The organism is Candidatus Centipeda massiliensis (assembly GCF_900290285.1).
Taxonomy (GTDB): domain Bacteria; phylum Bacillota; class Negativicutes; order Selenomonadales; family Selenomonadaceae; genus Centipeda; species Centipeda massiliensis.
Window position 1 is genome coordinate 1,069,382 of sequence record NZ_LT985754.1, and the last position, 14,111, is coordinate 1,083,492.

Annotated in this window: 4 protein-coding genes; all 4 read left to right on the top strand. The window is 54.9% G+C overall.

Features of this window, described 5'->3' with window-relative positions; genetic code table 11:
* Window positions 1–57: 57 nt before the first annotated feature.
* On the top strand, window positions 58–2,532 hold the full coding sequence (gene leuS, locus C8273_RS05245) for a leucine--tRNA ligase (RefSeq protein ID WP_106626704.1): 2,475 nt from the start codon (window positions 58–60) through the stop codon (window positions 2,530–2,532).
* 42 nt (window positions 2,533–2,574) lie between these two features.
* Window positions 2,575–3,729, top strand: a complete 1,155-nt coding sequence (locus C8273_RS05250; RefSeq protein WP_106626705.1) for an HD-GYP domain-containing protein — start codon at window positions 2,575–2,577, stop codon at window positions 3,727–3,729.
* Window positions 3,730–3,970: 241 nt separating this feature from the next.
* Entirely contained in the window at window positions 3,971–4,948 is a 978-nt protein-coding gene (locus tag C8273_RS05255; RefSeq protein ID WP_106626846.1) for an Rpn family recombination-promoting nuclease/putative transposase, read from the top strand.
* A gap of 23 nt (window positions 4,949–4,971) precedes the next feature.
* A complete protein-coding gene (locus tag C8273_RS05260) occupies window positions 4,972–5,322 on the top strand; it encodes a FliH/SctL family protein (RefSeq protein ID WP_234343845.1) in 351 nt (116 codons plus the stop codon).
* The last annotated feature ends 8,789 nt before the right edge of the window (window positions 5,323–14,111 follow it).

The following is a 14,111-nucleotide window of genomic DNA, read 5'->3' on the forward strand; positions in this document are numbered from 1 at the left end:
GTTTCATGTATAATGTTTTAGAGTTTAATTTAGGTGACCGGGAGGAGCACGAGTATAGTGGAGAGATATTGCCCGCAGGAGATCGAAGCAAAATGGCAGAAGATCTGGGAGACGGATCACAGCTGTCATACGGAAATGAACGATACAAAGCCGAAATATTACGTGCTTGAGATGTTTCCATATCCGTCTGGAAAACTCCACATGGGTCATGTCCGCAACTACTCGATTGGTGACGTGGTCGCGCGCTTTCGGACGATGGAGGGCTACAATGTCCTGCACCCGATGGGCTTTGATTCCTTCGGCATGCCCGCAGAGAACGCAGCGATCAAGAACAAAGTGCATCCTGCAAAGTGGACATATTCGAACATTGAGAATATGGAGCGTCAGCAGCGCGCACTCGGACTGGCATACGACTGGGAGCGGGAGGTCATCACCTGCCGCGAGGACTACTATCGTTGGACACAGTGGCTGTTTGAACTCTTTTACAAAAAGGGTCTGGCATACAAGAAGGCGGCATCTGTCAACTGGTGCGACACCTGCGGTACAGTACTTGCAAACGAGCAGGTCGAGGACGGCAAATGCTGGCGCTGCAAGTCTGAGGTGCATAAGAAAAACCTTGCACAGTGGTTCTTCAAGATCACGGACTACGCCGACGAACTTCTTGCCGATCTGGGTCAGCTTCCCGGCTGGCCCGAGCGCGTCAAGACCATGCAGGAGAACTGGATCGGGCGAAGCGAGGGACTTGAGTTCCGCCTGCCTGCACCTGCGCTTGAGACGGAGATCCCCGTCTACACGACGCGTCCCGACACCGTCTTTGGCATGACCTTTGTCGCGCTCGCACCCGAGCATCCGCTTGTTGAAAAGATCTGCGCAGTCAGCGATAAGGCGGACGAGATCCGCGCATTCTGCGCGCGCGTGAAGAAGCAGTCCGATATTGAGCGCGCTTCGAGTGAGTCGGAGAAGGAGGGCATCTTCACAGGACTCTGCTGCACAAACCCGTTCAACGGAGAGCAGATCGAGATCTGGATCACGAACTATGTCCTCTTCGAGTACGGCACAGGTGCAGTCATGGCGGTGCCGTCCGAGGATCAGCGCGACTGGCTGTTCGCAACGAAATACGGCATCCGCAAGATCCTCACGATTCGCCCGCCCGAGGGCGAGCTGCATCTGGAGGATATGACGGCAGCCTACGTCGAGAAGGAAGGCTTCCTCATTAACTCAGGCAAGTTCACAGGGCTGGAGATGCACGCCGCAATGCGTGCGATCATGGACGAGGCGGAGGCGCAGGGCTTTGGCAAGCGCCGCGTCAACTACCGTCTGCGCGACTGGCTCATCTCGCGTCAGCGCTATTGGGGTGCGCCTATTCCCATCATCAACTGTGAGAAATGCGGCGAGGTGCTTGTACCGGAGGAAGACCTTCCCGTACGTCTGCCCGAGGATGTGTCCTTCGAGCAGGGAGCTGTGTCGCCGCTGTCGAGCAGCGAACACTTCCTGCACTGCACCTGTCCGAAGTGCGGCGGTGCGGCGGTGCGCGAGACAGATACGATGGACACCTTTATCTGCTCCTCGTGGTATTACTATCGCTACGCCGATCCGAAGAATACAGAGCGCCCGTTTGATCGAGATAAAGTAAACTACTGGGCTCCCGTCGATCAGTACATCGGCGGAATCGAGCACGCGATCCTGCACCTCCTCTATGCACGCTTTTTTACAAAAGTGCTGCGCGACGCGGGGATGCTGGACTTCGACGAGCCGTTCACGAACCTCCTCACACAGGGCATGGTCATCAAGGACGGCGCGAAGATGTCAAAGTCGCTCGGCAACGTCGTCTCGCCCGAGGAGATCATAGAGAAGTACGGCGCAGATACGGCGCGCCTCTTTATCCTCTTCGCCGCGCCCGTGGAGCGTGATCTGGATTGGAGCGATCAGGGCGTCGAGGGGGCGTTCCGCTTCCTGAACCGCGTCTGGCGGATTCTCCTTTCGTTTGAGACGGTGATCAAGAGTGCCCCCGAGCAGTATGATCCCGCGACACTCACGCCGGAGGAGAGCGAGCTGCGCCGCATCCTGCACGTCACAACGAAAAAGGTCACGGAGGATGTGCGTGACCGCTTCATGTTCAATACGGCAATCTCCTCCATCATGGAGCTGGTCAATGCGTTTTACGCATTTCAAGAGAAAGAACTCAGCGCTGCGTTGGCGCGTGAAACGGCGAGCGCCCTGCTGCGCATGCTTGCGCCGTTTGCGCCGCACATCACGGAGGAACTCTGGGCGCGCCTCTTTACGGGGAGCGTGCACGCACAGAAGTGGCCGGCATACGATGCCGCCGCCCTTGTGCAGGATGAGATCGAAGTGGTTTTGCAGATCAACGGGAAGGTGCGCGACCGCGTGAAGATCGCCGCTGATCTGGACAGGGAGGCGATGGAGCGGCTCGTGACCGAACTGCCGCGCGCAAAGGAACTCACGGAGGGGAAAACAATCGTGAAGGTCGTATGCGTTCCCGGCAAGCTCGTCAATATTGTAGTTAAAGGATAACAAGAGTACTCTATTCAAGGAAGAAAAGGGAGAGAAACAATCATGTTAAAAGCGTTTGCTGTCCGCAGCCTACTGCCGGAAATGCTCATCGGCCGTACGGTTTACGACGGAGATACCGAAGTCGTTCTCGTAGAGGGCGGCACTGTTTTGGATCGGGCAACGATCAAAATCCTCAAAGAAAAGGGGATTGCGTCTGTCTACGTCGATGAGGACAGTATTCTTGCTGCTGTAGAGAAGGAAAAGGCGTCGAAAGAGGGTGCGCCAAAGGCAGCCGCCTTTAAGGGAACCGTGGCGCCCGAGCGGGATGTAAAGCTCGATGAAAAATACGAAGAGGACTACCGCTACGTCTACGGCGAGATGGAGAAACTCTTTCAGGAGGCGGCAGTCACCGGCAAACTCAACATGGATATCCTGCAGCCCGTCATGGCGAGTGGTCGTCTGCGCGACCTCTACAGGGAGGGGGCAACGGCAGTCTCCATGATCTACACGATGAATCAAGAGGGCGACTACAACCTCCATCACTGCGTTCACCTCGCGATTCTCGGCGGACTCATGGCAAAGTGGATGGGACTCACGGGCATCGACCGCCAGAACCTCGTGCTCGCGGGACTCTTCCTCGACATCGGCAAGCAGTTCATCGACAAGGAGCTGCTTGAGAAGAAGGGACGCCTTACGGAGGAAGAGTTCGACATCCTCAAGAACCACGTCGTCGACAGCTTCAAGCTGCTTGAGAGCAGCGAACTCTCGGGGCGTGCCGATCTCATGAACGGCGTCATTCAGCACCACGAACGCAACGACGGCTCGGGCTACCCGTCCGGACTTGAGGCGGATCGGATCAGCACGTTCGGCAAGGTGCTCGCTGTGCTGGACAGCTATGACGCTATGGCATCCAGCCGTACTTATGCAGAGAAGCGTTCCCCGTTTGAAGTGTTCAAAATCCTCTACGCCGACGTACTGGATGGCAAACTGGACTCGGAATACGCCGTACTCTTTATGCGTAAGCTCAATGCCGCACTCAACGGCTGCTGGCTGCGCCTCTCAGACGGCACGGCGGGACGCATCGTCTACATCGACGAGTCGCGCGTCACGGCAATGCCCGTCGTGCAGCTCGTGGACGGCGGCTTTATCGACCTCAATACCGTGAAGGACATCACCGTCGTCGAGATCATGACGGCGGCAGATGTCAGCAAACTCTAAACGAATCATCATTGCGCATCACTGATAAGGAAGCCGTTCGATATGGACGGCTTCTTTCATTTGACGTCACAGCCTGAAAACTTTATAATTAAGGGAGCAATGATAAAATCGACACAGGCATCATAACACATCTTCTTATCCGTACTTCGGCGGAACAATCTACGCCAATCTGGCAGCCTTTATTTTATCAGTATTTCCCAAAGAGAAAAATTGAAACAGAAAGGAAATAGAGGTGATCGCAATGAATGACGCGGAAAGATTCAATCCAATGAACGATGTGGCGTTTAAGTTTATATTCGGTAAGGAAGAACGCAAACAGATTACCATCGATTTCCTCAACACTGTCCTGCACAAATCCCTCGCGCATGAAATTAGGGACATCACATTTCGTCAGACAGAGATGATACCAGACGGAGACGAGGGAAAGATGTCGCGTCTGGATATCGCCTGTGAACTGGATACGGGAGAACTCGTAGACGTAGAGGTGCAGGTCATCAACTTCAACAATATGCAGCGGCGCACACTTTTTTACTGGGCGCGGCTGTATCTGCTTTCGCTGACGCGCGGCGAGGGGTATAATCTTTTGCGACCTGCAATCACGATCAACCTCCTCGCATTTGAGCTGCTGCCACAGCCGGAACCCGTCGCGATGTATAGTGTCTACAACATCGCGACCGGGGATCGGCTGAACAGCGATATGGAACTTCATTTTATTGAAATCCCAAAGTACATCAAAGCCCCGCATAAGACGATACGCGAATCATCGAAGATGGAACGGTGGCTCGCGTACTTTGCCAACAGACTGACCAAAGAGGAAAAGGAGGAATTGGCGATGAGCGAACCTGCGATCCGAGAAGCGATACAAGCAGAGAGGATCTTTATGAGCAACCCGGACGATTACCTCCGCTACGTCAACCGGCAGATCGCGCTGATGGACTATCGTTCTGGGATGCAGGGAGCTGTAGAAGAAGGGATAAGGCGAGGGATAGCGCAAGGACGTCGTGAGGGACGCGCTGAGGGACGCGCTGAGGGACGAGCCGAGGGACGCGCTGAGGGACGCGCCGAGGGATGCGCTGAGGGACGTCATCTAGGCATCACGCATATAGCGATGAATATGCTGCGTGCCGGAACACCGCTTGCGACAGTGTCGCAGATGGCGGAACTTCCAGAGGCGGTTGTCCGAAAAATGGCGGAGGAGCATGGAATTCAGGTTACATAGTGGAGGAAAAGGAGGAATTGGCGATGAGCGAACCTGCGATCCGAGAAGCGATGCAAGCAGAGAGGATCTTTATGAGCAACCCGGACGATTACCTCCGCTACGTCAACCGACAGATCGCGCTGATGGACTACCGCTCCGGGATGCAGGGAGCTGTAGAAGAAGGGATAAGGCGAGGGATAGCGCAAGGACGCCGTGAGGGACGAGCCGAGGGACGCGCTGAGGGATGCGCTGAGGGGCGTCATTTAGGCATCACACATATAGCGATGAATATGCTGCGTGCCGGAACACCGCTTGCGACAGTGTCGCAGATGGCGGAACTTCCTGAGGCGGTTATCCGAAAAATGGCGGAGGAGCATGGACTTCAAGTTTCCTAATTGGGAGGGGCGCCATGAGCGATCTGACCCGATAGGAAGACGGAGGGGCTGCTGTACGAAGTTTTTTAGCTTCGAGCAACAGCCCTTTTTATTATAGGGAAGAAACATACAACATTGCGTTCATATAAGAACACAGCAAATAAAATGATACAGTTCATAAGATCATATTGACATGAGATGAGAGGGATAGTATAGTTGGGATTATAGCACTATAGGATAGCTATAGTTGGAACGGAATGACATGGAGGGGATCATCATGTTAAAGGAATGGAAAAACAAACGACAGCTGTCACTTCTCGTTGCGTTCGCTCTGTCCGCGGGGGGGGGGCAGTTGTTTTTTAATCATGCACATGCAGCTGATGTGACGGGTGGGGATGTGACGATTGATTCATCTACCACAACGATGCCTCCACTGTTGGCGGGCGGCGCAATTACCAATGCAAGTGATAGTGGAAATGTTTCTGGGAATAAGTTTACTGTTGATGGCACCCAAATAGTTCAAGGGAACTATGGGTTTTCTTTATATGGTGGTTATACGGCTGGAGCCGGCAATGCGACAGCGAATACGATAACGTTCAAGAACAGTGCGAACGCCTACGGCAACTATGTTGGAGGCTGGCATGGCAGTACCGGATACGGCGGATACAGCACAGGAGGAGATGCAACGGATAACACGGTAGTCTTAGGGGGGGTGACGAATACCAATAGTGCATATATGACTTTCTATGGTGGGGGCAGCGGCATTGCTTCTGCAGAAGTACGCAGAGGCAATACGCTACGTGTGACATCGCTGAACAACCGAATTAATGGATTTTATAATTTTGAGAAGCTTCAATTTGATATTGATACGAGTATGCCGCCTTTCTCCTATATGTTGGCTTCCAACTGGGGGAGTAATCATGCGTTTGATTGGAGCAATATTACTGTTAATAAAATGGGGGATTGGGTACAGGCAAATTCTGTTCCAAACGCCGGACCAGATAGTTCGAAGAGTCTGACCCTATATACGGGAGCCGCACTGAGCTTCACAGGAACTCCGCAGCACTATACCAATGATTCTGGTTTTGAGTACGGAGTGCAGACCAACAGCGCAGGAACAGTAGTTTCGCTATATGTGAATCAGTATACACTGGCAGATGTTCATCGTACAACGCCAGGAAGCGGAGCGCTTTATGCGGGAACATCAACCGTGGGAAATGAAGTAACGAAAAATACTCTGACAATTTCCTCTGATTGGCATGGAACGCCATTTGCTGGGTATAATCAGTCGGCAACAGGAGATGCAACTTATAATAATCTTGTTCTCAAATCCGGTGCTGAGTTTCACGGCTACACTGGCTGGGGAACATTTACTCCGTCCTGGACTGCATCCGGATATGCAAAAAATGGAAATGCGACTCATAACACCGTTACATTAAGTGGGGTAAACACTTATTGGACAACTGTTTATGTGGGTTATAGCGATCTTCCAGGTGCAGATGTTACGACGGGAAACGTGATACGTGTTACAACAAGCGGTAACTACGTTCGTGGTGCTTATAACTTCAAAATAATGGAGTTTAAACTTGATTCCAACATTACAAATGGAAGTACACTGTTTTCTACAAGTGGTATTCATGCAGAACCATTTGCATGGAGCGATATCAAGGTCGCAGGGTTATCGGACTGGGCAGCATCTTTGCCGGCTTCTGTTAATGCTCCGACATTGACTCTTTATTCGGGAGCAGGGCTAAAAATTAAGGATTATGCGCCAACAGTCCTCCGGAATGTTGGCGACTTTGAATTTGGAAAAGGCGCAAATGCTACGATTTCGGGAACTCCCGGTATATATGATGCGAGTACGATCACACTATCCGGCAACCGTTTCCAGAATGCCACGAACACCCCGACAACGTGGGCAGCGGATGTGCATGCCGGTATCTCGACCTACGGCAATACAACGAATCACAATATACTCGACGTCAACATGGGGTTGACCAATGTACGTGCAGGTTATACAAAGGCACTCAATGGAGGTTCAGAGAGTAATACACTGAACCTTCTCTCCGGTGGCTCGGTGACGAACGGCTATGCGGGCTACACGGAGGGCGTGCATCTCCTTGTCAATCCCGAGGATGAGGAGCATCCGGAACTGGTCGACACCACCAAAAACGCCGACGCGAAGAACAACACGGTCAACATTCAGGGCGGTACGCTGAATGCGGGCGGCAAGCTCTACGGTGGGTTCATTGCGACGAATGCGTCACTCACGCCGCCGGACAACGTTTCGGCGGGCAATGCCTCGGACAACACGATCAACATCGAAAGTGGAACATTTGGCGGCAGTACCGAGATCTACGGCGGCTATACGAACGGCTCGGGCAAGGCAACGGGGAACACGGTCAACCTCGGCAAGAGTGACGGTACGTTAACGTCGACCACTTTGCAGAATGTCTTTATCTACGGCGGTGCGGCAAGCGGTACGACAAATGATGTTTTCAGCGATAATCTCCTCAATGTCAATGCAAAGGGGTTCACTGCGCGCGGTGTGCAGAATTTTGGCAAGGTCAAGTTTAATCTTGGCGGTATGGGGACGATCGCTCGAACGGATACCCTACTTACGATTGGTGGTGGTGGAACGACGGGAATTGACTGGGCGGGCGTTGAAGTCGTGCCCGGCAGCCATACTTTTACACCGAGCACCTACGAAACGCACCTCTTCACGGCGATGCACAACAGTGCGGGCATCAACTTCATGAAGGGATCGACTGACACCTACCTGCCCATTGGCGCAAAGGAGAAGATTGTCAACGATCTCGAATATGTGATGGACTTGGACAGCACTGGAAAGAATGTCAATGTGGACGGCTATCAGTTCCGCAATCACACGGCGACGTACAACGAAACACCTTCCCACATAGAAGCGTGGTCGGGACGTACGGCAAGCGGACAGGCGGTTATGGACAACAAGCTCACTGTCTCGGGCGGCACGCTCACGACAGCAGCATACGGCGGACTGGTCGAAAACAAGAAGCACAACCCGGACGGCACGTTCCAGACCACAGCGGGCAAAGCGGAACGTAACGCGCTTGAAATCTCAAACGGCAATATTGTCAATGCCTACGGCGTCAAAGTAAATGCTGCGGGCGGCAGTGCAGACGAAAACCGTGTCAAGCTCACGGGCGGCAATATCAGCGGCTCTGCTTATGGTGCGAATCTTTCGGATGCGACAAGCACGGGCACAGGAGCAAAGAACAAAGCCGAAATGACCGGCGGCGCCCTCACCGGCTCTCTTTATGGTGCGCATACAGCGGGCAGCGGCACGCTCTCAGCGAGCGAAGTCGAAGTCTCGGGCGGCACCATTGGTGGCTCCGTGTACGGCAGTGAAGTTGCGACGGGTGCGGGGGATGCGACCGGGAGCAAAATCACCATATCGGGCGGCACTGTTACGGGCGATGTCTACGGCGGCAAAACCGCAGGAACAGGCGCAGCGACAGGACACACACTGAACCTCTACGGCGGCAGTGTTGGCGGCAGCGTTTTCGGCGGACACACCGCGTCTGGCGCAACCACGGGCAACACCGTAAATCTTGGCAATGGCACAACGAACGCCGTCACCACCGTTACGGGCACCATCTCCGGCGGCAACGGGGCGGCAGATACAGATAACGTCCTGAACGTCAACACAAATGCACAGGCGGGCAACATCTCCAATTTCAGCATGGTAAAGTTCAACTTCAACAGCACCTTCAATCAGGCGAATCCAATGCTGAACCTCGTCGGCGGCAGTGCGACCAATCTCGACTGGAACAAATTCAAGCATACGGGGAACGCTCCGAGCGGGACATCCATCCTGATGCAGAACCTCAATAACATCATCGTCGCGGGCTACACCGGCGCGAAGGAAATCTCCTCCACGGGCACGCACGAAGTCACCGTGGACACTGACACCAACACAGCGACGGCAAAGCAGATCCTCTTCGGCGGCTACCAGTTCAAGGACGCCGATGTAACGCCGACCACAGGGAGCCTCACGGCAGACATCTGGGCAGGACGCTCCGTCCTTGGCAACACGACGAAGAAGAACACCCTCACCGTAAGCGGCACGAACCATCGTGATGCGTACGGCGGCTGGACGGGAGGGACAAGAACCTCAGCCACTGCGAAATTCGACAGTACAGAAAACACCGTCAACCTGAGGGGCGGCAACGTACGCACAATCTACGGCGGCTTCACTGCCGTGCAGAGCGGCAACGCCACAGACAACAAAGTGAATATCTCGGGTGGTGAAGTCGGCAATACGGGACACTATGGCGCAGGCTATGGCAACGTCTACGGCGGCTATCTTTCCCATGCCGCGGCACAAGGAAATGCCACGGGCAATATCGTCACCGTCACGGGCGGCACAATGGCGAACATCTACGGCGGCTGGACGGCGGGCACGGGCGTGACCACGGGCAACACCGTCAATCTTGGCGACGGGGAGCACAGCCTTGCTGCAGGGACAACGATCAATGGCACCATCTACGGCGGCAACAAGGCGGATGACGCAGACAACACGCTGAACGTTAACACCAATGCCACGGCGGGGAACATCGGGAACTTCCAGAACCTGAAGTTCACGTTGAAGGACAGCACCCTGAATCCCGCAAACTCCGTCCTGCGCCTGACAACAGGAGCAACGAACAATCTCGACTGGACGAAGCTCGAAGTTGACGCAACAGGTCTTACCGTTACACCAAAGAGCTACGAAGCGTACCACGTCAACCTCATGGACAATGCAAATGGTGTCAGCTTCATGAAGGGCGCGACGAACACGTATGCCTCCTCGGGTGCACAAAAGAGAACCAACGGAGATCTTGAGTACATCGTCGACACGGACAACCATACGGCGAATGCGGCGCAGTACGTGTATTTTGAAGCACTCCAATTCCAGAACAAGCAGAACGCCGCGTTTGCTGCGGCGGACGGCACGAAGAATGAAGCGTGGGGTGGACGCACAAAGGTCGGCAACGAGGTAAAGAACAACACGCTAACCGTTACGGGCGGCACGCTCACACAGGCGGCATACGGCGGACTTGCAGAGAACTTTACGCGTGACTCTGCAGGGAACCTCAATCCTGCGGGCAACGCTACAGAGAACAAGCTCGTCCTGAACGCGGGTGCAAATACGCTGAACGCCTACGGTGCGCAGGTGCGTACAAAGGGCGGCAGTGCTGCGGAGAACACGGTACTGCTCTCAGGCGGCACAGTAACTGGCAGCCTCTACGGCGGTGCACTTACGGCGGCAGGTGCAGAGGGCAGCGCGACAAAGAACAAGATTGAACTCGAAAGCGGTTCTGTCACGGGCAGCGTATATGGCGGAGCACTTACCGATGCAGGAGCAACGGGCAGTGCCACGGCAAACGAAATCATCGTCAAGGGCGGAACCGTCACGGGTGATGTCTACGGTGGCTTTACGAACGGCTCCGGTGCAACGACGGACAACACTGTCAATCTTGGCGACGGGGAGCACACCCTTGCCGCAGGGACAACGATCAATGGCACCATCTACGGCGGCAACAAGGCGGATGTTACGGGCAACACGCTGAACGTCAACACCAATGCCACGGCGGGGAACATTGGGAACTTCCAGAACCTGAAGTTCACGTTGAAGGACAGCACCCTGAATCCCGCACACTCCGTCCTGCGCCTGACAACAGGAGCAACGAACAATCTCGACTGGACGAAGCTCGAAGTTGACGCAACAGGTCTTACCGTTACACCAAAGAGCTACGAAGCGTACCGCGTCAACCTTATGGAGAACACAAACGGTGTCAGCTTTACGAAGGGCGCGACGAACACGTATGCCTCCTCCGGTGCAAAACAACAAACGCATGGCGATCTCGAATACGTCACTGACACAGACAACCATACGGCGAATGCGGCGCAGTACGTGTATTTTGAAGCACTCCAATTCCAGAACAAGCAGAACGCGGAGTTTGCTGCGGCGGACGGCACGAAGAATGAAGCGTGGGGTGGACGCACAAAGGTCGGCAACGAGGTAAAGAACAACACGCTAACCGTTACGGGCGGCACGCTCACACAGGCGGCATACGGCGGACTTGCAGAGAACTTTACGCGCGACTCTGCAGGGAACCTCAATCCTGCGGGCAACGCTACAGAGAACAAGCTCATCCTGAATGCGGGTGCAAATACACTGAACGCATACGGTGCGCAGGTGCGTACAAAGGGCGGCAGTGCTGCGGAGAACACGGCACTGCTCTCAGACGGCACAGTAACTGGCAGCCTCTACGGCGGTGCACTTACGGCGGTAGGTGCAGGGGGCAGCGCGACAAAGAACAAGATTGAACTCGAAAGCGGCTCTGTCACGGGCAGCGTCTACGGCGGAGCACTTACCGATGCAGGAGCAACGGGCAGTGCCACGGCAAACGAAATCACCGTCAAGGGCGGAACCGTCACGGGTGATGTCTACGGTGGCTTTACGAACGGCTCCGGTGCAACGACGGACAACACTGTCAATCTTGGCGACGGGGAGCACACCCTTGCCGCAGGGACAACGATCAATGGCACCATCTACGGCGGCAACAAGGCGGATGTTACGGGCAACACGCTGAACGTCAACACCAATGCCACGGCGGGGAACATTGGGAACTTCCAGAACCTGAAGTTCACGTTGAAGGACAGCACCCTGAATCCCGCACACTCCGTCCTGCGCCTGACAACAGGAGCAACGAACAATCTCGACTGGACGAAGCTCGAAGTTGACGCAACAGGTCTTACCGTTACACCAAAGAGCTACGAAGCGTACCACGTCAACCTCATGGACAATGCAAATGGTGTCAGCTTCATGAAGGGCGCGACGAACACGTATGCCTCCTCGGGTGCACAAAAGAGAACCAACGGAGATCTTGAGTACATCGTCGACACGGACAACCATACGGCGAATGCGGCGCAGTACGTGTATTTTGAAGCACTCCAATTCCAGAACAAGCAGAACGCCGCGTTTGCTGCGGCGGACGGCACGAAGAATGAAGCGTGGGGTGGACGCACAAAGGTCGGCAACGAGGTAAAGAACAACACGCTAACCGTTACGGGCGGCACGCTCACACAGGCGGCATACGGCGGACTTGCAGAGAACTTTACGCGCGACTCTGCAGGGAACCTCAATCCTGCGGGCAACGCCACAGAGAACAAGCTCATCCTGAATGCGGGTGCAAATACACTGAACGCATACGGTGCGCAGGTGCGTACAAAGGGCGGCAGTGCTGCGGAGAACACGGCACTGCTCTCAGACGGCACAGTAACTGGCAGCCTCTACGGCGGTGCACTTACGGCGGTAGGTGCAGGGGGCAGCGCGACAAAGAACAAGATTGAACTCGAAAGCGGCTCTGTCACGGGCAGCGTCTACGGCGGAGCACTTACCGATGCAGGAGCAACGGGCAGTGCCACGGCAAACGAAATCACCGTCAAGGGCGGAACCGTCACGGGTGATGTCTACGGTGGCTTTACGAACGGCTCAGGCAATACCACGGGCAACACCGTAAACCTCGGTGACGGCGATCATAGCCTTTCCACGGGCACAAACATTGCAGGCACCATCTACGGCGGCAACAAGGCGGATGTTACGGGCAACACGCTGAACGTCAACACCAATGCCGCGGCGGGGAACATCCAGAACTTTGGGAAACTGCAGTTCAACCTCAACAGCAATGCACTCACACAGAGTACGCCCATGCTTCGGCTCAGTGCAAGCGGTGGAACGAACAACCTCGACTGGAGCACACTGAATGTCAACGCCGAGAAATTCAACGCCCCGATCAAGACCTATGAGGCGTACAACCTCGTTCTCATGGAGAATACAAACGGCATCAGCTTCCAGCAGGGGGCGACGAACACCTATACGGTGGGCGGCGGTGTCAAGAGTACGACGAGCGGGGACTTTGAGTTCACCATCGACACGGCAAACAGCAGCGTGTCCTCAACACAGGTCACAGCGGCGGGCTACAAGTTCAAAAATCACGATGCGTCGTACAACGAAGTCACACCGCACGCAGAAGCATGGGCAGGGCGCACGAACATCGGCAATACGGTGAAAGATAACACGCTCACCGTCACAGGCGGCAACATCACGACGGCGGCATACGGCGGACTCGTCATCAACAACAAGCCGAGTGTTACCACGGGTGACGCCGAAAATAACAAGATCGTTGTTAACGGTACGGCAAACGTGGCAGACGCCTACGGTGCGCAGGTACGTACAAAGTCCGGCAATGCGACGGAGAATAGTGCTGAGATCACAGGCGGCGCAGTTACGAATGTCTACGGTGCCTCCCTTGCGGCTGCAAACGCCACAGGCACGGCAGATAAGAGCAAGGTCAACATCTCCGGCAATGCCACCATCACGGGCGATGTCTACGGCGGACATATTGCAGAGGCAAATGCAACGGGCACAATCACAAACAGCGAAGTCAATATCTCCGGCAGTGCCACCATCACGGGCGATGTCTACGGCGGCTACCATGCAGGTTCCGGTAATGCCACCGGCGGTACGCTCAGTATCTCGGGGGGCAATGTTGGCGGCACGATCTACGGCAACCATGCGAATGCGGGCAACGCCACGGATGCAACCATTAACATCACGGGCGGCACGATGGGCGATGTCTACGGCGGCTTTGCAAACGGCTCGGGCAAGACCACGGGCAACACTGTCAACCTCGGCACGGAGACCACGGCATTCACAGCGACTTCCGTCGGCACCATTTACGGTGGAAACAAGGCAGAGGCAACAGATAATACCCTGAACGTCA

Bases quoted from the DNA above. Each gene is read 5' to 3' on its own strand.
- C8273_RS05255 (WP_106626846.1), top strand. From the start codon at position 3,971: ATGAATGACGCGGAAAGATTCAATCCAATGAACGATGTGGCGTTTAAG.
- C8273_RS05250 (WP_106626705.1), top strand. From the start codon at position 2,575: ATGTTAAAAGCGTTTGCTGTCCGCAGCCTACTGCCGGAAATGCTCATC.
- C8273_RS05260 (WP_234343845.1), top strand. From the start codon at position 4,972: ATGAGCGAACCTGCGATCCGAGAAGCGATGCAAGCAGAGAGGATCTTT.